Below are 26,756 nucleotides of genomic sequence, written 5' to 3' on the forward strand. Positions count from 1 at the left end.
CCAGATGTCTGTCACTTCTAAGCTCAGCACTAACAAGTACAGCACTAAACAGCGTGCGCAAGACCGAGCGCGGATCCTCCAAATTCTGTTAACCAACAAAGCGGTTGCCACCGGTATTCTCGGCAAGTTCCCGCAGCCCGATGCCCATACTCCAGAACAAGATATCGCCGAACTCATGGCGCTGGTCTCGAGACTGCCCGCCGGTGACCTGGCCGACGTGTTGGAAGCCCTGCCTACTGAAGAGCGTCATGCGTTGTGGAGCCTGGTCAAAGAAGACCAGCGCGGCAAAGTATTAATCGAAGCTTCGGAAACTGTCTGGGACGATCTGATTGAAGGCGTGAGCGACAAAGCTTTGCTGAATATTATTCGCCCGCTGGATATCGACGACCAAATCTACCTCGCACAATATTTACCTCGCGATCTGATGGGGCGCTTGCTGGCAACTTTGCCACAAGAGGAACGGACTCGCGTCAGGCAGGTGCTGCACTACGACAAACACAGCGTCGGCGCGATCATGGATTTCGAAGTGATTACCGTGCGGGCCGATGTCACGCTGGCGGTGGTGCAACGTTTTCTGCGCTTACGCGGCAAAGTGCCACAGAACACCGATAAAGTTTTTGTCACTACACGCGATAAAACGCTGCTTGGGGAGTTGGGACTCACCACCATTTTGCTGCACGCACCGCAAACCCTGGTGCTGCATGTGATGGACGATAACCCTACTTGTTTTGCCCCCGAGGACCACGATGAAGCCGCAGCGCGAACCTTTGAGCGCGACGATTTAATCAGTGCGGCGGTTATCGACAGCAGCGGTAAATTGATTGGCCGCCTGACCATCGATGAAATTGTTGATGTGGTTTATGAAGAAACCGATAACGATTTGCGTCGTATGGGGGGATTGAGTGCCGAGGAAGATGTTTTTGCGCCGGTCAGCAAAGCGGTTAAAGCGCGTTGGGCATGGCTTGCTATCAACCTGTGCACCGCATTTGTCGCCTCACGCGTTATCGGCCTGTTTGAGCATACGATTTCGCAACTGGTCGCGTTAGCTTCGCTGATGCCAATCGTCGCCGGTATCGGCGGCAACACTGGCAATCAAACCATCACCATGATTGTGCGAGCGCTGGCGTTGCAACATATCCAGCCCGGTAACTTCTCTTTCCTGGTGCTACGCGAACTGGGTGTGGCGCTGTTTAACGGCATTATCTGGGGCGGAGTGATGGGATGTGTCACCTGGTTACTCTACGATGACCTCGCTTTGGGCGGTGTGATGACGCTGGCGATGGTGCTCAATTTGCTGGTGGCATCGCTGATGGGCGTGCTGATCCCGATGATCATGGTGCGGCTGGGGAAAGACCCGGCAGTCGGTTCAAGCGTGCTGATTACCGCCATCACCGACACCGGTGGTTTCTTTATCTTCCTGGGCCTCGCGACGCTGTTCTTAATCTAGCCACAGCCGCTTTAACCTATCCGGCGGGTAAACTTTCCGTTTGCCGTGCCGATAAGTTCTGTAAATTCCGTCTTAGCACCGTTATATTATGTCGTACATAACGAAACTCAGTGGAGTAACACATGGCTAAGCAGTGGGTACGTCTGGCATTAGGCGCGGCATTGAGCGTCACTCTGGCAGGGCAGGCATTTGCCGATAACACTAAAATCACGGTATTTGCCGCGGCATCGTTGACCAACGCGATGCAGGATATTGCGACGCAATATCAGAAAGGCAAAACCGTTGAAATCGCTTCCTCGTTTGCATCATCTTCAACGCTTGCGCGCCAAATTGAAGCGGGCGCTCCGGCGGATGTATTCATTTCTGCAGACCAGAAATGGATGGATTACGCGGTGAGCAAAGACGCGATTAAAACTGACTCCCGTGAAACGCTGCTGGGTAACAGCCTGGTGGTTGTGGCGCCAAAAGCCAGCAAAACTGGCGATGTTGCGATTAACGCCAAAACCAACTGGGATTCACTGCTCAAAGGCGGGCGTCTGGCGGTAGGTGATCCTGACCACGTTCCTGCGGGTATCTATGCGAAAGAAGCACTGCAAAAATTGGGTGCCTGGGATACGCTCTCACCAAAACTTGCTCCGGCAGAAGATGTCCGTGGCGCACTGGCACTGGTGGAACGTGATGAAGCCCCACTCGGTATTGTGTATGGCTCTGACGCGGTTGCCAGCAAAGGCGTGAAAGTTGTCGGTACCTTCCCTGAAGATTCTCATAAGAAAGTGGAATACCCGATTGCCATTGTTAAAGGTCACGACACTCCCACGGTGAGCGCCTTTTACACCTATTTGAAAGGACCGGAAGCTGCGGCTATCTTCCAACGTTACGGATTCACGACGAAATAACATGATATTGACCGATCCCGAATGGCAGGCGGTACTCCTCAGCCTGAAAGTCTCAACTCTTGCGGTGCTATTTAGTCTTCCTTTTGGGATCTTCTTTGCCTGGGTGCTGGTGCGTTGCCGGTTCCCGGGCAAAGCATTGCTCGACAGTATTATTCACCTCCCCTTAGTGCTCCCGCCGGTGGTGGTCGGTTACTTATTGCTGATTGCGATGGGGCGACGCGGCGTGCCTGGTGCCTGGATTTACGACGTCTTCGGTATCACCTTCGCCTTTAGTTGGCGCGGTGCGGTGCTGGCTGCGGCGGTGATGTCCTTCCCGCTGATGGTGCGAGCGATTCGTCTGGCGCTGGAAGGGGTGGATATGAAACTCGAACAGGCTGCCCGCACCCTTGGCGCTGGCCGCTGGCGGGTGTTTTGCACCATCACTTTACCTTTGACGTTACCGGGAATTATTGCCGGAACCGTGCTGGCATTTGCCCGCTCGCTGGGCGAGTTTGGCGCTACCATCACGTTCGTGTCGAATATTCCTGGTGAAACCCGCACCCTTCCTTCGGCGATGTACACCCTGATTCAAACCCCGGGTGGCGAAACTGCTGCGGCACGTTTGTGCGTGATTTCCATTGTGCTGGCGCTGGCATCATTGCTGATAGCGGAATGGTTGGCGCGACAGAGCCGTAAGCGGATAGGAGCGGTCTGATGCTGGAACTCAATTTTGTTCAGACGCTGGGCGAGCACCGTCTTGAGATAAATGAAACCTTGCCAGGACAGGGGATTACCGCTGTTTTTGGCGTGTCAGGCGCGGGTAAAACCTCGTTGATTAATGCGATCAGTGGTTTGACTCATCCGCAGCAAGGCCGAATTGTCCTCAATGAACGCGTATTGAGTGACGCAGAAAATAAGCGTTTTCTGGCACCGGAAAAACGTCGTATTGGTTACGTCTTCCAGGATGCGCGCCTGTTCCCGCACTATCGCGTGCGCGGAAATTTGAAATACGGCATGCCAGGAAGTGCTGCCGGGCAGTTCGATAAGCTGGTGGAATTACTCGGGATAGAACCGCTGCTGGAGAGATTCCCGTGGAGTCTGTCTGGCGGTGAAAAACAGCGAGTGGCGATTGGCCGCGCGTTATTAACCTCGCCTGAATTGCTGCTGCTCGATGAGCCGCTGGCCTCACTGGATATCCCGCGTAAACGCGAACTGCTGCCGTATCTGCAGCGCCTGGCGCGGGAAATCAATATCCCGATGTTGTACGTCAGCCACTCGCTCGAAGAGATCCTGCATCTGGCGGATAAAGTACTGGTGCTTGATGCGGGCTGCGTAAAAGCTTTTGGTCATCTCGAAGAGGTGTGGGGCAGCAGCGTGATGCATCCGTGGTTGCCCAAAGAGCAGCAAAGCAGCGTACTGAAAGTGACGGTTCTGGAACATCACCCGCATTATGCGATGACCGCACTTGCACTTGGCGACCAGCATTTGTGGGTCAATAAGCTGGATAAACCTTTGCAGGCTTCGTTACGCATACGGATTCAGGCATCGGACGTTTCGTTGGTTCTCCAGCCGCCGGTCAACAGCAGTATTCGTAACGTGTTGCGGGCAAAAGTGGCTCATTGTTATGACGATGAAGGGCAGGTTGAAGTGCAGCTTGAAGTGGGAACCCGGACGTTATGGGCGCGAATTAGCCCGTGGGCGAGGGACGAGCTGATGATTAAACCGGGGCAGTGGCTTTACGCACAAATCAAAAGCGTGTCGATTACCGCGTGATGTGACGTGATGTGACGTGATGTGAACTGTTGTCGGGTGACGCTTCGCTTACCCGACCTACAACTAAAACAGGGGTGTTGTAGGGTGGATAAGCGCAAGCGTCATCCACCACTATTCACCAGACTAAATCAAATACTGATAAATCGTCTGCGCAATACCGGTTTCAAGATTGGTTCCAATCACCAAATCGGCACGCGCTTTAATCGCTTCGTCGGCATTACCCATCGCGACACCCAGACCTGCGCTCTCAAGCATACTCAAGTCGTTAAAGTTATCGCCGAAGGCAATCACCTGGCTCATGGATAAACCCTGAGATTCAACCCATTGCGCTAAACGATTGCCTTTGCTGTTGCCGCGTTGAGCCACATCCACCTGATCATGCCATGACCACTCGCAAGACAGGCCAAGCTCGTGTTCCACCACCTGGGTGAAGTTCTGCAATTTCACCGTATCTTCATCAGTCAGTGCAAATTTCCAGATTGATTCCACTTCATGGGCAGCTTCACGCAGAGAATTGACATGACGGAACACCGGGCGCTGCTCTTCGGGTAGAGATTTAGCCCAATTTTCAGCACGTAAAACATGACCTGTAGTCTCCTGATACAGCATCGCATCATCGACGTACATGAGCCCATGAACGTTGTGGGCATCAAGCAAGTCAATCAATTGATTGGCTTGTTGAGGTTGCAAGGGATCCGACGAAAGAACCTTTTTTGCATGATAATCATACAAGTAAGTCCCATTACAGCAAATTGCAGGTGTATCCAGGGTCAGTGCCTGATAAAAAGGATGGATGGCAACGTGATGACGACCCGTCACAATGACAACTTTAAAGCCTGCGTCACGTGCACGCTGTAATGCTGTCAGTGATTCAGGAAGAATAGTTTTTTGCGGCGTGAGTAGGGTGCCGTCGAGATCAAGGGCGATTACGCGAAAAGTCATTTAGGGTTCCAGTCAAATTCAGAATCATAAGGCCTGTGCCGATGTTACACCCAAGATACTTCGAGTTGAAGGAAGGCAGCAAGTGAAGGGATCCGGATGAGCTTACTCGAGTAAGTGATTCGGGTGACTGAACGCAGACAACGCACCTGCAACTTGAAGTATGAAGGGGTACGCCGTTTGCATCGTTGTTCAAAATGGCAACACGAAGCGGCAAATGGCACTACCCTTGTGACTATTACTCAAGACGTTGGGAGGAAAGAGAACTCATGAAACAAACAGTCTATACCGCCAGCCCAGAAAGCCAGCAAATCCACGTATGGCAACTTAACGCCAGCGGCGAGTTAACCCTGGTGCAAGTGGTGGATGTTGCAGGGCAGGTTCAGCCGATGGTCATCAGCCCGGACAAACGCTATCTGTACGTCGGTGTGCGTCCTGAATTTCGCGTGATTGCTTACCGCATCGCGCCCGATGACGGCATGCTCACTGAAGCGGGTGTCACGGCGATCCCGGGTAGCCCAACGCACATTTCTACCGACCATCAAGGCCGCTTCCTGTTCAGCGCGTCTTACAATGCGGGCAGCGTAAGTGTTGTGAGCCTCGGCCACGATGGTTTACCGGGTGAAGTGGTTGAGCAAGTGGAAGGTTTAGAAGGTTGCCACTCTGCCAATATTTCCCCAGACAATCGTACTTTGTGGGTTCCTGCGCTTAAGCAAGACCGCATCTGCCAGTTTACCCTGTCTGACGACGGCCATCTGGTCGCGCAAACTCCGGCAGAAGTGACCACTGTTGAAGGGGCAGGCCCGCGCCACATGGTGTTCCATCCGAACCAGCAATACGGTTACTGCGTTAACGAACTGAACGGCTCTGTGGATGTGTGGGAACTGAAAAATGCTTACGGCAAAATTGAATGCGTGCAAACGCTGGATATCATGCCTCCTGGCTTCTCTGACACCCGTTGGGCGGCAGATATTCACATCACACCGGATGGTCGTCACCTGTACACCTGCGACCGTACCGCGAGCATCATCACGGTATTCAGCGTTTCTGAAGATGGCAGTGTGCTGGCGGTGGAAGGTTATCAGCCAACCGAAACCCAGCCACGTGGCTTCAATGTGGATCACTCTGGTAAATATTTGATTGCTGCAGGCCAGAAATCGCACCATATCGCGGTGTATGAAATCACCGGTGAGCAAGGTTTACTGGAAGAAAAAGGCCGTTATGCCGTAGGTCAGGGGCCGATGTGGGTGGTTATTAACGCTCACTAATCTATTGATGATGAGATAAAAAAACCTCGCGATTGCGAGGTTTTTTATTGTCTTAATCCTGACTGTCGGATGGCGCTAACGCTAATCGACCTGTAAAGACGGTGTAGTAGGGTGGATAAGCGCAAGCGCCATCCACCATTTTGACACTTATTTTACTGGGCAACGACCTGGCTACCAACGCCACGGTTGTTGAATTCCCACAGGCGGTTTGCGTTAGCATCATTCAGATCGCGCTGAATTTCACCTTTCTCGCCTTTGGTTCCGATATTACCAGCGAACGGACGTTTAGAACTGGCGGCATCACCCCACGGTTGCGCGGTGTTGAAACCTTCATTAATCACGCTGTCACGGATAACCACCTGGCCGTTTGACGTCTGGCCTGCGGAATAACCGTTTTCAGTGGCTTCCACATCCCAGGCACGACCCAGTTGTGCGACGTTATCACCGGCAGCAGAGAAGCGGCTGTTGATGGCCAGGAAACCGTAATAAATGTTTGGCAGTGTCGCAGGGGCAAACACAGTGCCTTCTTTGGTACGGCTGTTGACCAGGCGGAACTCGGTATTCTCAAACACCACCGCACCACGACCTGCAACCACATCCACATCACCTTCAATGTAGCTGTTGGTGACTAAGGTACGCGGTTGACGGTCAAGCAACAGACGGTTTTGAACATCGCTGTTAGTGACGAAGAAAGTATTCTGACGGCCCAAAAGGTGAACATTGTTCAGCTGAACTTTGTCGCCATCGGTACGCAGTGCGACAGCCTGATGATTACCGGCATCCACGCTGTCACCCAGGGTGTTGGCGATAGTCAGGTTTTGCAGCTGCAAACCACTGTTCTGTGACCAGACCGCAGCGGAACACATGATGCCTACCGTCGCGTTACGCTTGCTCTGGCAGCTATCAAACATGTACCACGCAGGTTTACCCGGCATATATTTACCCGCTGGGTTAACCGCACGACGCCAGGTGTTAACGTCGATTTCAGAGTCCAGAGGCATGGTGATTTTCACATCGCTGGCATTGTCTGTGGTGCCGTATAACGTCACGCTACCCGAACCCGCCGGGATATAAACCGTACCGGCATATTCGCCCGGCTCAATCGCAATATACTGGCGGGTGTTGCTGTGTTTCATCATGGCTGCATCAACGGCCGCCTGAATAGATGTGTGCGTCACACCCTGGCCGCCCGCGGCACCCACCACAAAATCAGGTTGCTGAGGAATGCGAATAGACGACGGTGCCCAGGGCGCTTCATCTTTATTCTTAGATGAGAAGTAGCGCGCCTGTACAAAGTTCTGCGCTTCATCGGACGATAAAATCGGACGAGATTGAGTACCTGGCGCCGCTTGAGTAGAAGGGCGTTCATCAGGGGGTGTTGAACTACAGGCTGAGAGCGCCACAGCAAAAGCGAGCACAGCTGCCCGACGAGAAACAGAGAAAGTGTTCAAGGGTTGCTCCTTGCAGTGCAAGTTTAAAAGGGGATCTTAAAGCCTGCTTTTTTATACTAAGTTGAGCGAAACGGGAAGCCGATTGTTGAAATCGGCTTCATAAAGACAGGATTAATTAAACTTTGCGGTAATAGAGGCGCTGCCTAATGCGTGGAAATGGACGTTAAAACCGACCATTGCGCCAGAAGCGGTCTCACCGACATCGAGCTTTTCAACGTCCAGCGCGTAAACGGTGAAAATGTAGCGATGTGATTCCCCTTTAGGTGGCGCAGCTCCTCCGTAACCGGATTGTCCAAAATCGGTCCAGGTTTCCACTGCCGGTTCTGGCAATTCAGCAATGCCTGAGCCTGCACCCTGGGGCAACACACGGGTATCGGCTGGAAGGTTAATCACCACCCAATGCCACCAGCCTGAACCGGTTGGCGCATCAGGATCGTAACAGGTGACGACAAAACTTTTCGTCCCTGCCGGAACATCGTCCCAGGCTAAGTGCGGGGAAATGTTATCGCCATCGTATCCCATGCCATTAAAGACCTGGCGCCAGGGAAGTTTATCCCCTTCTTTGAAGTCCTGGCTTATCAGTTTCATAGCTGCTCCTGATGGTTAGAGATTCAGTAACTTCAATAATTCTTCAGCAGCAATAGTTGACGAAGCAGGGTTTTGACCAGTGACCAGATGCCCGTCAACCACCGCAAACTCGCCCCAATCATCAGTGCGCTCATACAGCCCGCCGGCTTTTTTCAGCTCGTCTTCCACCAAAAATGGCACCACAGCCGTTAAGCCAACGCCTTCTTCTTCACTATTGGTAAAGCCTGTCACCCGTTTGCCTTTCACCAGCGGTGTTCCATCAGGCCTGGTCACGTGACGCAAAACCCCTGGTGCATGGCATACCGCAGCAACAGGTTTCCCGGCGGCCCAAAACTGCTCAATCAATTTGATCGAATGTTTATCTTCTGCCAGATCCCAGAGTGGACCGTGGCCGCCTGGGTAGAACACGGCGTCAAAATCGACTATACGGACGTTTTCCAGTTTTTCGGTATTGGCTAACAGTTTTTGGGCGGCTTCATCACTGCGGAAACGGCGGGTTTCATCGGTTTGCGCATCGGGCTCATCGCTTTTTGGATCAAGCGGCGGCTGCCCACCTTTAGGTGAGGCAAGAGTGATATTCACGCCGGCATCGCGAAAGACGTAATAGGGCGCGGCAAACTCCTCAAGCCAAAAGCCTGTGGGTTTGCCGGTGTTACCCAGTTGATTGTGCGAGGTTAAAACCATGAGGATTTTCATATGACTCTCCCTTTAGGGCGTGAAACGATCCTCGAAGTGTAGTGCATCAACGGGCGGCTTGCTGGCGCTCAGCTTTTGAAAAATGCAGGATTTTCCACCGCATCCGCCACCGCTTGTATCAGTTTTGCCAGCTGCTCATGGGTGATGACGTACGGTGGCATCAGGTAAATCAGGCGCCCGAAAGGCCGGATCCACACACCTTGTTCCACAAAGAACGCCTGAAGTGCCGCCATATCGACCGGATGATGTGTCTCCACTACGCCAATCGCGCCAAGCACTCGCACATCCGCCACGTGCTCACAGTTCTGCAAAGGTTTAAGCCCCACCAATAACTGCGCTTCCAGGGCCTTCACTTGCTGTTGCCACTCACCCGATTCCAGCAACGCGAGGCTTTCGGTCGCCACCGCGCAGGCTAATGGATTACCCATAAACGTCGGGCCATGCATAAAGCATCCGGCCTCGCCATTGCTGATGGTGTCGGCCACCAGGCGCGTGGTCAGCGTGGCAGAAAGTGTCATTGTGCCGCCCGTCAGCGCTTTCCCCAGACACAAAATATCTGGCGAAATGCCCGCATGTTCGCAGGCAAACAGTTTGCCGGTGCGACCAAAGCCCGTGGCTATCTCATCGGCAATCAGCAAAATCCCTTCACGGTCACACATGCGACGAATGCGCTTGAGCCATTCAGGATGATAGAAACGCATTCCACCGGCGCCCTGAACGATCGGCTCAAGAATAACGGCGGCGATTTCATGACGATGGGCCGCCATTAAACGGGCAAAAGGCACGATGTCCATCTCATCCCATTCATCGTCAAAGCGGCAATGGGGCGCAGGCGCAAACAGGTGCTCAGGAAGATAACCCTGCCACAAACTGTGCATCGAATTATCAGGATCGCAAACCGACATCGCGCCGAAGGTATCGCCATGATAACCGTGGCGGAAGGTGAGAAATTGCTGGCGGGGCTCGCCTTTAGCATGCCAGTACTGCAATGCCATTTTCATCGCCACTTCAACAGCAACGGAGCCGGAGTCGGCAAGGAAAACGCATTCAAGATTTTCCGGCGTCATGGCGACCAGTTTCCGGCACAACGCCACCGCAGGTGGGTGCGTGATACCGCCAAACATCACATGTGACATCTTTTCAATCTGGTCTTTCATCGCCTGGTTCAGGCGCGGGTGATTGTAACCATGAATGGCCGCCCACCAGGATGACATCCCATCAACAAGGGCTTTACCATCAGCAAGTTGCAGTTCGCAGCCCGATGCCGCTACCACCGGATAAACCGGTAAAGGTTGGGTCATGGAAGTGTACGGGTGCCAGATGTGTTGTTGGTCGAACGCTAAATCAGCAGGGGTCATAGGGTGACTTGTAAACCAATTGAAAAAGATTTAGGTTTACAAGTATAACGTCAATCAATGGCTAACAACACCCTTTTTGGAGACGCCCAATGGCTCACCACGCGCGCTGGTCAATGTCGCAGGTCACTGCTTTATTTGAAAAACCGTTCCTTGAACTGATGTTTGAGGCGCAACAAGTTCACCGTCAGCACTTCGATCCTCGTCATGTTCAGGTCAGTACCTTGCTGTCGATTAAAACTGGCGCGTGTCCGGAAGACTGCAAATATTGCCCGCAAAGTGCGAGATACAAAACCGGTCTGGCATCCGAACGCCTGATGGAAGTTGAGCAAGTTCTGGACTCGGCGCGTAAAGCTTTGAAAGCGGGATCGACGCGTTTTTGCATGGGCGCTGCCTGGAAAAACCCTAACGATCGTGACATGCCGTATCTTGAGCAAATGGTACAAGGCGTGCGCGAAATGGGTCTGGAAACCTGTATGACGCTGGGCACGCTCACCGAGGCACAAGCGCAGCGCCTCGGGGCGGCAGGCCTTGATTACTACAACCACAACCTCGATACCTCCCCAGAATTTTACGGCAATATTATCACTACGCGCACCTATCAGGAGCGTCTGGACACGCTCGACAAAGTGCGTGATGCCGGCATCAAAGTCTGCTCCGGCGGTATTGTTGGGTTGGGTGAAAGTGTGACCGATCGCGCCGGATTATTGCTGCAACTCGCCAATCTGCCGACGCCACCAGAAAGCGTGCCAATCAATATGCTGGTGAAGGTGAAAGGCACACCAATGGCGGATAATGAGGACGTCGATGCGTTTGATTTTATTCGCACAATAGCTGTGGCGCGCATCATGATGCCAGAGTCATTCGTGCGCCTTTCTGCCGGTCGCGAGCAGATGAGCGAGCAAACTCAGGCCATGTGTTTCATGGCGGGTGCTAACTCCATCTTCTACGGCTGCAAACTGCTTACTACGCCAAATCCGGAAGAAGACAAAGATCTGCAATTGTTCCGCAAACTGGGGCTAAACCCACAGCAAACCACCACCCATGCGGGTGATAACGAACAACAGCAGCAACTGACCGAGCAATTGCTCTCAGCGGATACGGAGAATTACTACAACGCGGCGGCTGTATGAGCTGGCAGCAACGTATCGACCGCGCGCTTGAGCAACGGCGCGCGAACGACAGTTTCCGTATTCGCCATGTGAATCATCAAGGTAGTGGGCGCTACCTGGTAAAAAATGACACCCGATACCTGAATTTTTCCAGTAATGACTACCTGGGAATGAGTCACCATGCGGACGTGATCCAGGCCTGGCAGCAAGGGGCCGAGCACTACGGTGTCGGCAGTGGCGGTTCCGGGCACGTCACGGGCTACCATCAGGCTCATCAACAATTTGAGCAGCAGCTTGCGGACTGGCTTGGGTACCCACGGGCGCTGCTGTTTATCTCCGGTTTTGCGGCGAATCAGGCATTAATTGCGGCGCTCACTGAAAAATCGGACCGGATTATTGCCGATAAACTCAGCCACGCTTCGCTTCTGGAAGCCGCCATGCATAGCCCGGCGCAACTGCGACGTTTTGCGCATAACGACGTGCAATCGCTGCAAACGTTGCTGGCGCAACCCAATGATGGTCAACAACTGGTGATTACCGAAGGGGTCTTCAGCATGGATGGCGATGCCGCACCATTGGCTGAAATCGCTCAGGCCAGCCGTGAGGCTGGATCATTACTCATGGTCGACGATGCGCATGGCATCGGGGTTGTCGGGCAAGAAGGGCGGGGAAGTTGCGACCTGCAACAGATCAAGCCTGATTTACTGGTCGTGACCTTCGGGAAAGCCTTCGGTGCCAGCGGTGCGGCGGTGCTGTGCAGTGAATCGGTAGCGGATTATCTGCTGCAATTTGCCCGCCATCTCATTTACAGCACGTCAATGCCGCCTGCTCAGGCGTGCGCGTTAACCGCTGCACTGCAGGTGATTCGACGTGATGATGAAAGACGTGCGCAATTGCAGGCCAATATCGCTCACTTCCGGTCTGGAGCCGAAAAGTTACCGCTGAAATTAATGGCCTCGCAGACGGCCATCCAGCCTCTGATTGTGGGGGAGAATCAGGCCGCGGTGAATCTTGCTGCTACGCTTCGCGAGCGCGGTTTCTGGCTGACGGCAATCCGCCCGCCAACGGTTCCACAAGGGACGGCGCGGCTGCGTGTGACGCTGACCGCAAGTCATACCCGTGACGATATCGACAGGCTTCTGGAGGCGCTAAATGACGCAATGGGTTAATAAAGCCGCCGTCGCAGCTGCATTTGGACGCGCGGCCACCACTTATGACAGCCATGCCGAACTGCAGCGCAACAGTGGCGAATTACTGACTGACATGCTCAAAGGGCGCAGTATCACCACGATGCTGGATGCCGGATGTGGCACCGGCTGGTACAGCCGTGCATGGCGCGAAAAAGGCTGCCATGTGACGGCACTGGATCTCTCACCCGCGATGCTGAGTTATGCGGCACAGCTCGGGTCAGCAGACTGTTATCTCGAAGGCGACATCGAGTCTATCGCACTGCCTGATGAGCAGGTTGATTTGGCCTGGAGCAACCTCGCTGTGCAATGGTGCAACGATTTGCGCGACGGTTTGAGTGAGCTTTATCGCATCACCCGCCCGGGAGGATGTGTGGCATTTACCACTCTTGCCGCGGATTCATTAAGTGAGCTTCATACCGCGTGGCACGCGGTGGATGATCGCGCTCATGCAAATCAGTTTCTCCCGCTTGAGCAGATTCAGGATGCCTGCGAAGGCTGGCGTTTCTCCCTGCAAGTTCATGAAATTAGCCAGTTTTATCCAACTGTGATGAGTGCCATGCAGTCGCTTAAAGGCATTGGCGCAACGCATCTGCATGACGGACGCAAAGCGTCATTGATGACTCGCCAGCAATTGCAAAAATTAAGTCTCGCCTGGCCGCAAAAAGAGGGGCAATTCCCTCTGACCTGGCAGCTCGTTTGTGGAGTAATAGAACGTGATTAAAAGATGGTTTGTGACCGGAACCGATACCGAAGTGGGTAAAACCGTCGCCAGTTGCGCATTGCTGCAAGCCGCGTCGCAGGCGGGGTACCGCACCGTAGGTTATAAACCGGTGGCCTCGGGTAGCGAAATGACAGCTGAAGGTATTCGTAACAGCGATGCGCTGGCGTTGCAGCGCAATAGCAGCGTCAAATTAGACTACCAACAGGTCAATCCGTTTGCCTTTCTGGAGCCGACATCGCCGCACATCGTGAGTGCGGAAGAAAATCGACCTATTGAGTTATCACAAATATCCGCCGGGCTCGAAGCGCTTTCAACGCATGCGGATTGGTTACAGGTTGAAGGCGCGGGAGGCTGGTTTACGCCGCTTTCCCCGACCGCCACTTTCGCTGATTGGGTTATTCAGGAGCAGTTGCCCGTCATTCTGGTTGTCGGGGTGAAACTGGGTTGCATTAATCATGCAATGCTGACGGCACATGCGGTGCAAACTGCCGGGCTGCATCTGGCTGGTTGGATTGCCAACGACGTTCAGCCCACCGGGAAACGCCACGCAGAATACATCGCTAAATTGCGCGAAGTTTTACCGGCCCCCCTGTTGGGAGAAATTCCGTTTTGCCCGCAACTTAATGAGAAAACACCCCTCGGTCATCATCTGGATATTTCGCCTCTTTCGGCATAACTCGCATATCTTATGTTCATTTCTGCAACGCCCGAGAAATTTTTCGGGCGCTCTTCCTGTTGCCGTTAATTGTCTATTGTTCTGCTTTGAACATTAAACCGATGCGAGTAGATTACCTCCTTAATTCTTGTTGTCATGTGACAACTTTTTTGAGAGTATGCTCAGGAGGTTTTATGAAGCGGCGCATGCACCCTGATAAAGACATTGAAGCAGCATTAAGTTATGCCGAATGTCAGGGTTGGAAAGTAAGGCCAGGCGGTTCGCATTGTTGGGGAAAGATATTTTGTCCATGGAATGAGAAAGCCTGCCGCTGCGGGGAGTTTTGTATTAGTTGCATCTGGAGTACACCGCGCAGCGCCCACAACCATGCGAGGCAAATACGTCGTGTCGTTGATAACTGCAGTCAGCAAGGCACGCCGCCCGTTATCAGGCATTAAGTTTCAAGGAGCAGAACATGTCAGAATTTAGTTTCACATTGATATTTACCTTACCAGAAAAGGGTCAGGATCCGGGCGAGTGGGTCGAGGCATTAGGCGCACAAGGCTGTGATGACGCGCTGGTTGGCGTGGGTGTGACCGGGCGCATTGCGTTGAATTTCATGCGTGAAGCGCAAGAGGCAAAGCAGGCCGTAGTGTCCGCCATCAAAGATGTAAAACGTATTATCCCAGGTGTGGAACTGGTCGAAGTGATGCCTGATTTGGTTGGGCTAACAGATATTGCCGAACTGCTGGGTTTTTCGCGCCAGTATATGCGCAAAGTGATGGTCAGCCGGGATGCATTCCCTCAACCCGTACATGACGGTAAAACCGCTATCTGGCATCTGGAGCCCGTGTTGCGCTGGATGCGTGAAGCTGGGGTGTCTAAAGTTCCTTTGCCGCTGGTGGAGCTCTCAGCCGTGACACGGCAATGCAATTTGCAACGGGAGCTCGCCGATCTCGATAAAGATGTACAGAAGCAGCTCGGGCAGTTGTGACGGCAGAATGCTGATTTCTATTCTGGCCGTCAGCTGGCACTCCATCATGGGTCAATCCAACTGGAAACCAGCTTGTCGTCGAGCAGTGTGACATTTCCCTGAGCGACGTTACGTCCACGGTGCAGCAAGCAGAAGCGGTCTGCCACACGACGAATAAACGATAATCGTTGCTCGACCAACAGGATAGTCAGCCCAAAGTCACGACTTAACCGGCGAATAATATTACCGAGATCATTAATAAATCGCTGGCCGCTACCGAAAGTAGGCTCATCCAGAATCAGCAGTTTCGGTTCGGTCACCAGCGCCCTGGCTAATGCCAGTTGCTGCTGAAGATCCCCTGACAACTCACCGCCACGCGCGTGGCGCAAGCCATAAAGTTCAGGGAACAATTCGTAAATCATTGATGGGATAGCGCGCGTCTTTACGCGAGCGGCTAACAAGGCAATTTGCAGGTTTTCTTCAACGCTCAGTTGGGAAAAAATGCGTCTGTCCTGGGCGACGTAACTCATCCCGAGTGCCGCTCTGCCTTCAATAGGCTGGGTCAGTAAATCTTGTGGTGGGAGCCCTGCCTCAAGCCAGGTCATACTGCCACTCTGTACTGGCAAGTAACCGGTGATGCAGTTAACCAGCGTTGTTTTACCCATCCCTGGTGCACCCAGCACACAGGTGCATTCGCCTGGCGTTAGCTCAAGATCCAGATTCCACAGAATATGGCTATCACCATAAAACTGATTAACCGCTCGCAGACTCAACATCGATATTCTCCTTAAGAACTCGCAGTGACTTCCGCTATTCGACATAGCTTGGGTATGGGGCAAGTTAATCAGTGCAATTCCCTTGCCACTAACCCTTTTACACGCCGGAACATTGCAACTTTGAGAAAAGACTCATGAAAAAGGTTGAAGAAAGTGTTGTCGTCTACGACTCGATATACCTGATGCACTTTGTCAGTGCCTGGTCGCAGGGTGGTTTGGTGCAATGCCATCGGGCTGCGCTATAAGAATGCGCAATTCGTGAGCAGGATCATAAGAAATGACATGCCGCTTACGGATAAAAAAGGGGAAAAAATAATGCTGAAAAATATTTTTTGAGCCCGGCATAGAGATTTTAGGGTTTTTTGCGGTCTGCGCTGCAAAAGGCCTGAGAGCAGTTATCCACTATTCCTGTGGATAACCATGTGCATTAGAGTTAGAAAACTTGCGGTAAGCGACGGCTGGCGCGGGTTACGCATGAATTGGCGCGAAACCAGACTTTTACAAATAACTGTTTAAAATTAACGAGTTGAATAAAATCAATCGCTGCCATGAAAGTGCATCAGAAGTTCCTTACGCTTTTATGACACTGCTTGACAATTGTTAAAAGGTAAAAAAATCTGGGGATAACCATTTAGGTCAGCTGAAATCTCTGAAAGAGGGTAGTTTTACCTTCCAACGAGACGGCAGCGAGGGGCATTATCATAAATGCGGGTGCAAGGAACTGGTTTTTCATCCAGTATCTTTTTCTGGCAAAATTTCTTGTGCCGAGTAAAATTATCCTCCGGCCCGCTCGTTTCTTCATCAGGTAGCCTCTTCATGAGTAAAGCGTTCAAACTAAATTCAGCATTCAAACCTTCTGGCGATCAGCCTGAGGCCATACGCCGCCTTGAAGAGGGTCTACAAGACGGGCTTGCCCATCAAACGCTTTTAGGTGTGACGGGTTCCGGTAAGACCTTTACCGTGGCGAATGTGATTGCTGATTTGCAACGCCCCACCATGGTGCTGGCACCCAACAAAACACTGGCCGCGCAGTTGTATGGCGAGATGAAAGAGTTCTTTCCGGATAATGCGGTTGAGTTTTTTGTCTCGTATTACGATTACTACCAGCCAGAAGCCTACGTTCCGAGTTCCGATACCTTTATCGAAAAAGACTCTTCGGTGAACGAACATATCGAGCAGATGCGACTGTCCGCCACCAAAGCATTACTCGAAAGACGCGATGTGATTGTGGTCGCTTCGGTGTCGGCGATATACGGCCTGGGTGACCCTGACCTCTATCTGAAAATGATGCTCCATCTCACCAAAGGGATGATCATCGATCAGCGTTCTATTTTGCGTCGTTTGACCGAACTGCAATACACCCGTAATGACCAGGCTTTCCAGCGCGCGACCTTCCGTGTGCGTGGCGAAGTCATCGACATCTTCCCGGCTGAGTCGGACGATTTAGCGTTACGTGTAGAGTTGTTTGATGAAGAAGTGGAACGTCTTTCACTGTTTGACCCGCTGACCGGGCAAATAGACCAGGTGATTCAGCGCTTCACTATTTACCCAAAATCGCACTATGTCACGCCGCGTGAACGTATTGTGCAAGCCATGGAAGAGATTAAGGTTGAACTGGCTGACCGCAAAAAGGTCTTGCTGGCGAACAACAAACTACTTGAAGAGCAGCGCTTGTCGCAACGTACTCAGTTTGATTTAGAGATGATGAACGAACTGGGCTACTGCTCCGGGGTAGAAAACTACTCGCGGTTCTTGTCTGGCCGTGGCCCTGGTGAGCCGCCTCCGACACTTTTCGATTATCTGCCAGCCGATGGCCTGCTCATCGTCGACGAATCCCACGTCACCATTCCGCAAATCGGCGGCATGTACAAAGGTGATCGGGCGCGTAAAGAAACATTGGTCGAGTATGGCTTCCGTCTGCCTTCGGCGCTGGATAACCGCCCGCTGAGATTTGAAGAGTTTGAAGCGCTGGCTCCGCAAACCATTTATGTGTCTGCAACGCCGAGCAATTATGAATTAGAGAAGTCCGGCGGCGATGTTGTCGACCAGGTTGTCAGACCAACGGGCTTGCTGGATCCGATTATTGAAGTGCGTCCTGTTGGGACTCAGGTTGATGACCTGCTTTCTGAGATACGCAAACGCGTTGAAATTAACGAGCGCGTTTTGGTCACAACACTGACCAAGCGTATGGCAGAAGACTTAACCGAGTATCTTGAAGAGCATGGCGAGCGGGTGCGCTATCTGCACTCAGACATTGATACCGTTGAGCGTATGGAAATCATCCGTGATTTGCGCCTTGGTGAGTTCGACGTGCTGGTGGGTATCAACTTGCTACGTGAGGGGTTGGATATGCCTGAAGTATCGCTGGTGGCGATTCTGGATGCCGATAAAGAGGGCTTCCTGCGCTCCGAACGTTCACTCATTCAGACCATTGGCCGTGCAGCACGTAACATCAACGGCAAAGCCATTTTGTATGGTGACAAAATCACCCCATCCATGGCGAAGGCGATTGGTGAAACAGAACGTCGTCGTGAGAAACAGCAGCGTTACAACGAAGAAAATGGCATTACACCGCAAGGGTTGAACAAAAGAGTCGTTGATGTTCTGCAACTTGGCGAAGGGATGGCGAAAACCAAAGGCCGCCTGAAGAGCAAAGCTCGCAGCGTGATTGAAGATGATGAAATCATTCTGACACCGAAAGCGCTGCAACAGAAAATTCATCAGCTGGAAGGCAAGATGCTTGAGCATGCGCAGAATCTGGAGTTTGAAGAAGCAGCGCAGATCCGTGACCAATTGCATCAATTGCGGCAGTTGTTTATTGCGGCATCGTAATGCGTTGTCGAATGGCGCTGGCGCTTATCCGACCTACCAGAGGTAAGGTGGAAAAGTAGTAGGGTGGATGCTAGCGTCATCCACCCTTGTTGCCCGTTATTTCGAAATGATTTCCTACCCCAATTGCTGGATAGCTTTTTCCAGCGCCTGGCGCAGCAAATGCCGGTCGTGGCGATAACGAATATCGCAGGCTTCCAGAGGCTCCTGAATCACCACACGATCGGTGATTTCTGAAACATCCACCTGTGGGCCGACTACCACCGCATCAATGATGCGCTTACCGACACGCTGCTCCATGATATCCAGCGTTTGCCCGAGCGACAGGCTGGCGGCTGCGGTACTTAATTCTTTGCCCAAGTTCCCGATGAACACCACAGGTGCCGGAGTGCGGCGCAGCGCCTGGTCCATATCTTCCAGTAATAGCAACGGCATCAGGCTGGTATAGAAACTCCCCGGGCCAATCAAAATCAGATCAGCTTCAGCTATCGCCTGCACCGCTTCGCGGGTGGCATGGGCTTTCGGATATAACGACAGCTCCTGCGGTGGCGAAGAAAGCTGATCAATATTCACCTCACCGTAAATAAAATGGCCGTCTGCGTCGGTGGCCATCAAATCCACTGGCTGCTCGGACATCGGAATCAAAAACGCATCCACCTTAAGCAGGTTACGAATGAGATTAATGGCTTCCAAAGGCCGCACGCTTAGGTGGTCTAGCGCCTTTAACATCAGATTTCCGAGGTTATGTCCGGAAAGTTCGCCATTACCGCCAAAACGATACTCAAACATCGCCGAAGCTACGCTCTGTTCAGTAATTAACTGATTTAAACAGTTGCGCATATCGCCCCAGGCAATGCCGCCTTCAGAGCGTCTGATTCGCCCGGTAGAACCGCCATTGTCCGTGGTAGTCACAATACCGGTTAAACGTGAACCTAAAGAGGAGAGGGATGACATAACCCTCCCCAGACCGTGTCCACCGCCGAGAGCAACCACTCGGTCCAAATCCGCAAACGTACGATTGCGCATAACTATTCCTTATGACGAACTATCGAAATAAGGTAGCGTAAAAGATCTCAAAATACGATTCAGGCTCAAGGGTTAATGATGTATATCAATGCAAAAGATCACTTTTCGCGTAGTCTGTTGCGAAATTGAGCGATTAGTTCGTTATGTATGTAATTATATAGCGAAACATGGTATGGCGCATAACGTCATCACGCGCTACTATCGCCATAGTCGTCATTTTTCCATCCGCAGAGGTGTTGGCTGCGGCTTGAATGATGATGGATACAACACACACTAAGCCTCTGGACCTAAGTCGAAAGATACGGTGCTTTGGCCGTGACCTTGAGTCACCAGGGTGCAGAAAGAAATGCCTGCATCTCCCGTATTTGGAAGGTGTACATGGCTACCCAACTTACAGACGCTTACGCTCGTAAGTTTTTTTACCTGCGTCTGTCTATTACCGACGTTTGCAATTTTCGTTGCAACTATTGTCTGCCCGACGGCTACAAGCCTCATGGTGTGGCAAATAAAAGTTTCCTCAACGTCGATGAAATTCGCCGCGTCACGCGCGCTTTTGCTGCCCTTGGTACTGAAAAAGTACGTCTGACGGGGGGCGAACCCTCTTTGCGTAAAGACTTCACTGACATCATCGCCGCGGTGCGTGAGAATCCTGGGATTCGCCAGATTGCCATGACCACCAACGGTTATCGCCTTGCTCGGGATATCCAGCAATGGCGTGATGCCGGCCTTACGGCGGTGAACGTCAGCGTGGATAGCCTCGACGCTCGCCAGTTCCATGCCATCACCGGGCAGGATAAATTCCGTCAGGTCATGGAAGGCATTGATGCCGCATTCACCGCCGGATTTGAGCGCGTCAAAGTCAATACCGTGCTGATGCGAGGGGTGAATCACCACGAACTTGACACCTTCCTTGCGTGGATCAAACCGCGTCCTATTCAGTTGCGCTTCATCGAGTTGATGGAAACCGGCGACGGCGGTGAATTGTTCCGCAAACACCACATTTCAGGCAAAACCATCCGCGATCAGCTGCTGGCTCGCGGCTGGGTACATCAGCTTCGCAGCCGCAGCGATGGCCCCGCACAAGTCTTCTGCCACCCGGATTACCAGGGTGAAATCGGCCTAATCATGCCCTATGAAAAAGACTTCTGTGCCAGCTGTAATCGCCTGCGCGTGTCGTCGGTTGGTAATTTGCATCTGTGTTTATTTGGCGACCACGGCATTTCACTGCGTGATTTGCTGGCCGATGACGGGCAAATCGACGCGCTCGAAGCGCGTATTGCCGAAGCGTTGACCCACAAAAAACAGACCCATTTCCTGCATGACGGTGAGACCGGCATCACCCAGAACCTGTCCTACATTGGCGGGTAAAATCACATACCCAGTTTAAAGGGAACATAACAATGAGCCAGACGAGCAGCGAATTTATTCCGGTGCATATCGCCATTCTGACTGTTTCAAGCCGTCGCGGTGAAGACGACGACACTTCAGGTCATTATCTACGCGAAGCCGCGACTGACGCGGGCCACAAAGTCGTCGCCAAAGCGATTGTGAAAGAAAACCGCTACGCCATTCGCGCGCAGGTTTCCCAATGGGTTGCTGATGACGAAGTGCAGGTTGTGCTAATTAACGGCGGCACCGGTTTTACCGATGGCGACCAGGCTCCGGAAGCGTTGTTACCGTTGTTTGACCGGGAAATAGAAGGTTTTGGTGAAGTCTTCCGCATGCTCTCTTTTGAAGAAATCGGCACATCGACGCTGCAATCTCGCGCACTGGCCGGTATCGCGAACCGCACACTGATTTTCGCCATGCCGGGTTCCACCAAAGCTTGCCATACCGCGTGGGAAAATATCATCCAGCCACAACTGGATGCCCGCGTGCGCCCTTGTAATTTCCACCCACATCTCAAGAAATAAATTATGTCGCAACTGACTCATATTAATGCCGCTGGCGAAGCGCACATGGTCGATGTCTCCGCTAAAGCTGAAACCGTGCGTGAAGCGCGTGCCGAAGCGTTTATCACCATGGAAGCCGAAACGCTCGCGATGATTATTGAAGGCAGTCATCATAAAGGTGATGTATTTGCCACCGCGCGAATCGCCGGTATCCAGGCCGCTAAACGCACCTGGGATTTGATCCCGCTTTGCCATCCGCTGATGCTCAGCAAAGTCGAAGTGAATCTGGCCGCTGAGCCCGAACATAATCGTGTGCGTATCGAATCTGTCTGCCGCCTGACGGGCAAAACCGGTGTTGAAATGGAAGCGCTAACGGCGGCGTCGGTTGCGGCGTTAACCATCTACGACATGTGCAAAGCGGTGCAGAAAGATATGGTGATTGGCCCGGTTCGTCTGCTGGCGAAAAGCGGCGGCAAATCTGGCGATTTTAAGGCGGATACTAATGATTAATGTCCTGTTTTTTGCTCAGGTGCGTGAATTGGTTGATTGCGACCATCTGCAACTGGACGCCACTTTTAGTGATGTTGAACAACTGCGCCAGAATCTGGCCGCGAAAAGCGAACGCTGGGCGCTTGCGTTAGAGTCCGGCAAACTGCTGGCCGCCGTCAACCAGACGCTGGTGAGTTTTGATCACCCGCTTAACGACGGTGACGAAGTCGCTTTCTTCCCTCCGGTCACGGGAGGTTAAAATGGACAATACCCGAATTCGCGTCAGCCCCGAGAATTTCAACGTCGGCGATGAGTACCAGTGGCTCGCACAGTGTGATGAAGACGGTGCTGTGGTGACGTTTACTGGCAAAGTGCGGAATCACAATCTTGGCGACAGTGTCAGCGCATTAACACTCGAGCATTATCCTGGAATGACAGAAAAAGCACTGGCAGAAATTGTCGAGGAAGCGCGTCAGCGCTGGCCGCTGCAACGTGTCAGTGTGATTCACCGGATTGGTGAGTTATGGCCCGGAGATGAAATTGTCTTCGTGGGTGTGACCGGTGCGCATCGTAGTTCTGCGTTCGAATCCGCACAATTCATTATGGATTATCTGAAAACGCGAGCCCCGTTCTGGAAGCGCGAAGCCACGGCTGACGGCGATCGCTGGGTAGAAGCTCGCGATACCGATAAGCAAGCGGCCAAACGCTGGTAACGGGCACCTTCACGCAGTTGTGTTAATCTTAAGGTACAGGCCTTCGAGCCTGAAATTCGGTCAACGTAATTAACTTAAGGAAGCATCATGGATCGATTCCCACGCTCAAATGACACTATCGTCCAGCAGGCCCGTACTGGCTTGCAGGCCTATATGGCACAAGTTTACGGCTGGATGACCTGCGGCTTGTTACTGACGGCATTTGTCGCCTGGTATGCGGCAAATACGCCAGCCGTGATGGAATTTGTCTTTTCCAGCAAAATCACTTTCTTCGGCTTGATCATCGTGCAACTGGGGCTGGTATTTGTGCTCTCCGGCATGGTGCATAAGCTCAGCGCGGGTATGGCAACCAGCTTGTTTATGCTGTACTCAGCCCTCACTGGCTTAACGCTTTCCAGCATTTTTATCGTCTACACCTATTCATCCATCGCCAGTACGTTCGTGGTGGCCGGCGGGATGTTCGGTGCGATGAGCCTGTATGGCTACACCACCAAGCGTGACCTGAGCGGTTTCGGGAATATGCTGTTTATGGCGCTGATTGGTATCGTGCTGGCTTCACTGGTGAACATCTGGCTCAAAAGCACGGCGTTAATGTGGGCGGTGACGTATATCGGCGTAATCGTGTTTGTTGGTCTGACGGCTTATGACACCCAGAAGCTGAAAAACATTGGCGAGCAAATTGATACCCGTGATACGCAAACTATGCGCAAGTACTCCATCCTTGGAGCGCTGACGCTGTATCTCGACTTCATCAACCTGTTCCTGATGCTGCTGCGTATTTTCGGTAATCGCCGCTAATTGATAAAGAGATGTCGGGTGACGCTTCGCTTACCCGACCTACGAATAGATCACTCGTAGGGTGGATAAGCGAAGCGTCATCCACCATTTATTCAGGTGTTTTCTTCCATTCTCTTCTCGTTTTTCACCCGCATCTTCTTCGCCCGACTCTCCAGCCATAAATAACACACCATCGCCAGCAGCAACGGGGCAATAAAGTACAGCAAGCGGTAAGCCAGAAGCGCGGCAATAATGGTGCCGTTCTTGATATGCTCGCCAGCAAGCAAGGCGATAAAAACGGCCTCCAGCACGCCGATCCCTGCAGGAATATGCACAATCACTCCGACAATACTGCTGACCAATAGCACGCCTAACACGAAGAAATAATTAATTTCCTGTCCCAGTAACAGCCAGATAATCGCCCCCATCACCATCCAGTTTGAACTTGAAACGGCCAGTTGAATCACGGCGAATTTGAACGACGGCAGTACCAGACGCTGGCCTTTGATCGTCATGTGACGATGCTTAGCAAAGGCACAAAACCACAGATAAACCGCAATAATCACCAGTAGCACGCCACCTAAAATACGCAGCGTGGTTTCATCGATGTACCAGTGATCCGGTAATTGCACCACGCCCGCGGTAAAAATCACCCCCGCCAGCAGAATGTAACCCAGCCAGTTAGTCGAAATGCTTAATGAAAAGATGCGGGTAATGGTGGCGCTGGGCAGCCCAAGGCGCGAATAAAGCCGATAGCGCATGCCAATCCCGCCCACCCAGGTACTGAGCGTCAGGTTGAAGGCATAACAGATAAACGACACCAGCATCACTTGTCGCTTAGCCAATTTATGCCCGCAGTAGGCGCGCGCTAACAGATCGTAGCAGCCATAAATCAGGTAACTCAGAATGACCAGACCGACCGCGCTAAACAGCGCAGTGCGGTTGTAGTTGCGAATAACTTGCCACACTTCCTGCCAGTCAACTTTCGTTGCATACACCACCAGCAGCACGATAACGGCAATAAAAAATAGCCAGGTGAGGATTTTTTTTGCTTTGCGCCATTTTGGATGGGAATGCGACATTAATATTTCACTCCCGGATTATCTGTCTCAACCCGGTCCTGGGTTTCTAGCTGCGGCTGGGCTGGAGGCATTACTTGAGCAAGTTTTGGTGTATGCGCGGGCAGCCAACCCACCATCGCCGGGAAGTGGCGCAAAAAGTGGAACGCCAGCACGCTTTTACCCAGATTCCACCATGTGCGTTTAGGGATCATGGTCTCATCAACCGATTTGCAGTCCTGGGTAATCAGCCCGTTGAGATTCTGACGGAGTGACTCGTTGAAATTGCGATCATAAATAATCAGGTTGGCTTCAAGGTTGAGCGACAAACTCAGTGGGTCAAGATTGCTGGACCCAACCGTTGCCCAGTGGTCGTCCATCAGCGCAACTTTGCCATGTAGCGGACGGCGCTGGTATTCATAAATTTTCACCCCAGAACGCACCAGATAGTTGTACAGCAGGCGCGCGCCCACTTTGACAATCGGCATATCCGGTTCGCCCTGCACAATCAGTTTTACCGAAACGCCTCGTCGTGAAGCTTTACGCATTGCGTGTAGCAGGCGATATCCCGGGAAGAAATAGGCGTTAGCAATAATCACTTCACGCTTCGCTTTGCTGAGCATTTTCAAATAGTAGCGTTCAATATCATCGCGATGCTCGTTGTTGTCGCGCCACACAAACAAGGCTTGCGCTTCGCCCGGCATAAGGTTGTCCTGGGCAGGGTTACGATGACGTTGCCACCAGCGACGCTTCACATCGTGGCCGGGTAAATTCGAAATCACATACTGATAAATATCATCCACCACCGGACCTTCGACTTTGACCGAATAATCCTGTTTGGCTTCCGGGCCGTAATCACTCATTTGTTCGGCGGAGTAGTTAATGCCGCCGACAAACGCAACGGTGCCATCCACCACCACGATTTTGCGGTGCATACGGCGGAACAAGTTGGTGCGCATACCAAACACTAAAGGTCGCGGATCGTAGTAGCGGAACATCACGCCTGCAGTGGTCAGCTGGCTGACAAAATCGTCGCTTAAATCGGGTGAGCCGTAGCCGTCGAGCAACACTTCCACGCTCACGCCACGTTTAGCCGCATTCAATATCACTTCATGCAGCTGGCGGCCCACATCATCTTCAAACCAGATAAAGGTCTCGAGGATCACTTTGCTACGCGCATTGCTGATGGCTTCAAATACTGCCGGGAAAAACTCATCGCCATTCTCGAGCAACGAAATACGGTTGCCGTCGCGCCAGTTATTTTTCATATATGAATCTCCACGGCTAATGGCGCATGATCCGAAAGATGCCGCCAGTGTCGCAATGGCAGGGCAGTCGGGGCGGTGGCAGAGGCATTTTTCACATAAATTCTGTCAAGGCGTAGCAGCGGGAAGCGGGCAGGGAAGGTTCGCGCCGGACGGCCCCGTGCGCGGGTAAACACTTCGTCTAACCCGGTTTGCCTGAGCTGATGATTTGCGCGTTGCTGCCAGTCATTAAAATCACCGGCGACGACCACAGGCTCGCCTTCAGGGAGTTCGTTCACCAGTTGGCAAAGCATGTTGAGCTGTGCCTGGCGGTGTGCGTCTCGCAAACCCAGATGAACGCAAATGACATGTGCACGAATATTCGCGCCAGGAAGGTTTATCTGGCAGTGCAGCATGCCGCGTTTTTCGTGGCCCTCGACCGAGATGTCGCGATTGATATGATGGCTAATGGGGAAACGTGATAGCACCGCATTACCATGATGGCCTTCGGGATAAACCGCGTTGCGGCCATAGGCAAATTCGCTCCACATGCTGTCGGCGAGAAATTCGTAATGGCTGTTTTCCGGCCAGTTCTCTACCCGCAGGGAGTGGGCTTCGTGAGCACCCATCACCTCCTGCAAGCAGACAATATCAGCGGAAACGGCGCGTACCGCCTCTCGCAATTCAGGCAAAATGAAACGCCTGTTGAGAGCGGTAAAGCCTTTGTGTGTATTAATTGTGAGCACTTTAAAAGAAAAGTGCTGAGTCTTGTTACCCATGCTTCTCCCGGCATTGTTAACATCCTGATGAAAATAAAGTGTAGTCTCTGTCACAAATAGGTGTCGGGTTACGGAATTTTCCGCATACTGCGGTACTCTGAATGACAGGAATTAGTGGCCAGGAGAGAAA

At 52.4% G+C, this 26,756-nt stretch carries 28 protein-coding genes and 1 riboswitch; of the genes, 18 read left to right on the top strand and 10 right to left on the bottom strand.

All coding sequences use genetic code 11. The features are described from left to right. Window positions 1–4: 4 nt before the first annotated feature. From mgtE to modC, 4 genes are all read left to right on the top strand, one after another. Entirely contained in the window at window positions 5–1,447 is a 1,443-nt protein-coding gene (mgtE, locus tag WBL83_RS08360) for a magnesium transporter (RefSeq protein WP_424588696.1), read from the top strand. A gap of 122 nt (window positions 1,448–1,569) precedes the next feature. Then, entirely contained in the window at window positions 1,570–2,343 is a 774-nt protein-coding gene (modA, locus tag WBL83_RS08365) for a molybdate ABC transporter substrate-binding protein (RefSeq protein ID WP_424588697.1), read from the top strand. 1 nt (window position 2,344) lies between these two features. Next, the gene (gene modB / locus WBL83_RS08370) at window positions 2,345–3,037 is read left to right on the top strand and encodes a molybdate ABC transporter permease subunit (RefSeq protein ID WP_424588698.1); all 693 of its coding nucleotides are present in this window, start codon (window positions 2,345–2,347) and stop codon (window positions 3,035–3,037) included. Continuing rightward, window positions 3,037–4,095, top strand: a complete 1,059-nt coding sequence (modC, locus tag WBL83_RS08375) for a molybdenum ABC transporter ATP-binding protein ModC (RefSeq protein WP_424588699.1) — start codon at window positions 3,037–3,039, stop codon at window positions 4,093–4,095. The genes modB and modC overlap by 1 nt, the downstream gene beginning before the upstream one ends. Before the next feature lie 123 nt (window positions 4,096–4,218). Here the strand turns inward: modC and WBL83_RS08380 are convergent, their stop codons facing one another. Next, window positions 4,219–5,037, bottom strand: a complete 819-nt coding sequence (locus tag WBL83_RS08380; RefSeq protein WP_424588700.1) for a pyridoxal phosphatase — start codon at window positions 5,035–5,037, stop codon at window positions 4,219–4,221. A 266-nt stretch (window positions 5,038–5,303) separates the two neighbouring features. Between WBL83_RS08380 and pgl the strand changes: the two genes are divergently transcribed. Then, window positions 5,304–6,302 carry a 6-phosphogluconolactonase gene (gene pgl, locus WBL83_RS08385; protein ID WP_424588701.1) on the top strand — a complete coding sequence of 333 codons (999 nt, stop codon included), beginning with the start codon at window positions 5,304–5,306 and terminating at the stop codon, window positions 6,300–6,302. A gap of 152 nt (window positions 6,303–6,454) precedes the next feature. Here pgl and WBL83_RS08390 read toward each other — a convergent pair whose 3' ends face one another. From WBL83_RS08390 to bioA, 4 genes are all read right to left on the bottom strand, one after another. Further along, window positions 6,455–7,753, bottom strand: coding sequence for a putative acyl-CoA thioester hydrolase (locus WBL83_RS08390; RefSeq protein ID WP_424588702.1), 1,299 nt, complete (start codon window positions 7,751–7,753; stop codon window positions 6,455–6,457). Between the two features lie 111 nt (window positions 7,754–7,864). After that, complete coding sequence (locus tag WBL83_RS08395; protein WP_424588703.1) at window positions 7,865–8,341, bottom strand: kinase inhibitor; 477 nt, start codon at window positions 8,339–8,341, stop codon at window positions 7,865–7,867. A 15-nt stretch (window positions 8,342–8,356) separates the two neighbouring features. After that, a complete protein-coding gene (locus tag WBL83_RS08400) occupies window positions 8,357–9,037 on the bottom strand; it encodes a type 1 glutamine amidotransferase domain-containing protein (protein ID WP_424588704.1) in 681 nt (226 codons plus the stop codon). A 68-nt stretch (window positions 9,038–9,105) separates the two neighbouring features. Continuing rightward, the gene (gene bioA / locus WBL83_RS08405; protein WP_424588705.1) at window positions 9,106–10,395 is read right to left on the bottom strand and encodes an adenosylmethionine--8-amino-7-oxononanoate transaminase; all 1,290 of its coding nucleotides are present in this window, start codon (window positions 10,393–10,395) and stop codon (window positions 9,106–9,108) included. A gap of 89 nt (window positions 10,396–10,484) precedes the next feature. On the opposite strand from bioA, the gene bioB reads away from it, so the two are divergent. The 6 genes from bioB (at window position 10,485) to WBL83_RS08435 (ending at window position 15,064) form a co-directional block, all read left to right on the top strand. Then, window positions 10,485–11,525 (top strand): biotin synthase BioB, encoded by a 1,041-nt coding sequence (gene bioB, locus WBL83_RS08410; RefSeq protein ID WP_424588706.1) that lies wholly within the window; start codon window positions 10,485–10,487, stop codon window positions 11,523–11,525. Further along, window positions 11,522–12,673 carry an 8-amino-7-oxononanoate synthase gene (gene bioF, locus WBL83_RS08415; RefSeq protein ID WP_424588707.1) on the top strand — a complete coding sequence of 384 codons (1,152 nt, stop codon included), beginning with the start codon at window positions 11,522–11,524 and terminating at the stop codon, window positions 12,671–12,673. Before bioB ends, bioF begins: the two co-directional genes overlap by 4 nt. Beyond that, the gene (gene bioC, locus WBL83_RS08420) at window positions 12,657–13,415 is read left to right on the top strand and encodes a malonyl-ACP O-methyltransferase BioC (RefSeq protein ID WP_424588708.1); all 759 of its coding nucleotides are present in this window, start codon (window positions 12,657–12,659) and stop codon (window positions 13,413–13,415) included. Before bioF ends, bioC begins: the two co-directional genes overlap by 17 nt. Beyond that, window positions 13,408–14,091 (top strand): dethiobiotin synthase, encoded by a 684-nt coding sequence (gene bioD, locus WBL83_RS08425; RefSeq protein WP_424588709.1) that lies wholly within the window; start codon window positions 13,408–13,410, stop codon window positions 14,089–14,091. The genes bioC and bioD overlap by 8 nt, the downstream gene beginning before the upstream one ends. Before the next feature lie 173 nt (window positions 14,092–14,264). Further along, on the top strand, window positions 14,265–14,528 hold the full coding sequence (locus WBL83_RS08430; protein ID WP_424588710.1) for a hypothetical protein: 264 nt from the start codon (window positions 14,265–14,267) through the stop codon (window positions 14,526–14,528). A 17-nt stretch (window positions 14,529–14,545) separates the two neighbouring features. Then, a complete protein-coding gene (locus tag WBL83_RS08435; RefSeq protein WP_424588711.1) occupies window positions 14,546–15,064 on the top strand; it encodes a helix-turn-helix transcriptional regulator in 519 nt (172 codons plus the stop codon). A gap of 44 nt (window positions 15,065–15,108) precedes the next feature. On the opposite strand, the gene WBL83_RS08440 is transcribed toward WBL83_RS08435, so the two are convergent. Then, on the bottom strand, window positions 15,109–15,819 hold the full coding sequence (locus tag WBL83_RS08440; protein ID WP_424588712.1) for an ABC transporter ATP-binding protein: 711 nt from the start codon (window positions 15,817–15,819) through the stop codon (window positions 15,109–15,111). Window positions 15,820–16,635: 816 nt separating this feature from the next. Between WBL83_RS08440 and uvrB the strand changes: the two genes are divergently transcribed. Continuing rightward, window positions 16,636–18,651, top strand: coding sequence for an excinuclease ABC subunit UvrB (gene uvrB / locus WBL83_RS08445; RefSeq protein ID WP_424588713.1), 2,016 nt, complete (start codon window positions 16,636–16,638; stop codon window positions 18,649–18,651). Window positions 18,652–18,765: 114 nt separating this feature from the next. Here the strand turns inward: uvrB and yvcK are convergent, their stop codons facing one another. Then, window positions 18,766–19,674: a uridine diphosphate-N-acetylglucosamine-binding protein YvcK gene (yvcK, locus tag WBL83_RS08450; RefSeq protein WP_424588714.1), complete on the bottom strand. Its 909-nt coding sequence runs from the start codon at window positions 19,672–19,674 to the stop codon at window positions 18,766–18,768. A gap of 259 nt (window positions 19,675–19,933) precedes the next feature. Beyond that, window positions 19,934–20,065, top strand: a riboswitch (molybdenum cofactor riboswitch). Here yvcK and moaA point away from each other — a divergent pair. From moaA to WBL83_RS08480, 6 genes are all read left to right on the top strand, one after another. Further along, window positions 20,053–21,042 carry a GTP 3',8-cyclase MoaA gene (moaA, locus tag WBL83_RS08455; RefSeq protein WP_424588715.1) on the top strand — a complete coding sequence of 330 codons (990 nt, stop codon included), beginning with the start codon at window positions 20,053–20,055 and terminating at the stop codon, window positions 21,040–21,042. Its footprint overlaps the riboswitch before it by 13 nt. Before the next feature lie 32 nt (window positions 21,043–21,074). Continuing rightward, window positions 21,075–21,587, top strand: a complete 513-nt coding sequence (gene moaB, locus WBL83_RS08460; protein WP_424588716.1) for a molybdenum cofactor biosynthesis protein B — start codon at window positions 21,075–21,077, stop codon at window positions 21,585–21,587. Between the two features lie 3 nt (window positions 21,588–21,590). After that, the gene (gene moaC, locus WBL83_RS08465) at window positions 21,591–22,076 is read left to right on the top strand and encodes a cyclic pyranopterin monophosphate synthase MoaC (RefSeq protein ID WP_424588717.1); all 486 of its coding nucleotides are present in this window, start codon (window positions 21,591–21,593) and stop codon (window positions 22,074–22,076) included. Then, entirely contained in the window at window positions 22,069–22,314 is a 246-nt protein-coding gene (gene moaD, locus WBL83_RS08470; RefSeq protein ID WP_424588718.1) for a molybdopterin synthase sulfur carrier subunit, read from the top strand. The genes moaC and moaD overlap by 8 nt, the downstream gene beginning before the upstream one ends. Window position 22,315: 1 nt before the next feature. Next, window positions 22,316–22,768: a molybdopterin synthase catalytic subunit MoaE gene (moaE, locus tag WBL83_RS08475; RefSeq protein ID WP_424588719.1), complete on the top strand. Its 453-nt coding sequence runs from the start codon at window positions 22,316–22,318 to the stop codon at window positions 22,766–22,768. A gap of 87 nt (window positions 22,769–22,855) precedes the next feature. After that, window positions 22,856–23,566, top strand: a complete 711-nt coding sequence (locus tag WBL83_RS08480) for a Bax inhibitor-1/YccA family protein (protein ID WP_424588720.1) — start codon at window positions 22,856–22,858, stop codon at window positions 23,564–23,566. Window positions 23,567–23,658: 92 nt separating this feature from the next. Here the strand turns inward: WBL83_RS08480 and WBL83_RS08485 are convergent, their stop codons facing one another. The 3 genes from WBL83_RS08485 to WBL83_RS08495 are packed head-to-tail and all read right to left on the bottom strand — an operon-like array spanning window position 23,659 to window position 26,626. Then, window positions 23,659–24,627: a lysylphosphatidylglycerol synthase domain-containing protein gene (locus WBL83_RS08485; protein WP_424588721.1), complete on the bottom strand. Its 969-nt coding sequence runs from the start codon at window positions 24,625–24,627 to the stop codon at window positions 23,659–23,661. Next, window positions 24,627–25,871 (bottom strand): cardiolipin synthase ClsB, encoded by a 1,245-nt coding sequence (gene clsB / locus WBL83_RS08490; protein ID WP_424588722.1) that lies wholly within the window; start codon window positions 25,869–25,871, stop codon window positions 24,627–24,629. The genes WBL83_RS08485 and clsB overlap by 1 nt, the downstream gene beginning before the upstream one ends. Beyond that, window positions 25,868–26,626 carry an endonuclease/exonuclease/phosphatase family protein gene (locus WBL83_RS08495; protein ID WP_424588723.1) on the bottom strand — a complete coding sequence of 253 codons (759 nt, stop codon included), beginning with the start codon at window positions 26,624–26,626 and terminating at the stop codon, window positions 25,868–25,870. The genes clsB and WBL83_RS08495 overlap by 4 nt, the downstream gene beginning before the upstream one ends. Between the last annotated feature and the right edge of the window lie 130 nt (window positions 26,627–26,756).

It is taken from the genome of Buttiauxella sp. (assembly GCF_049686335.1).
GTDB lineage: Bacteria > Pseudomonadota > Gammaproteobacteria > Enterobacterales > Enterobacteriaceae > Buttiauxella.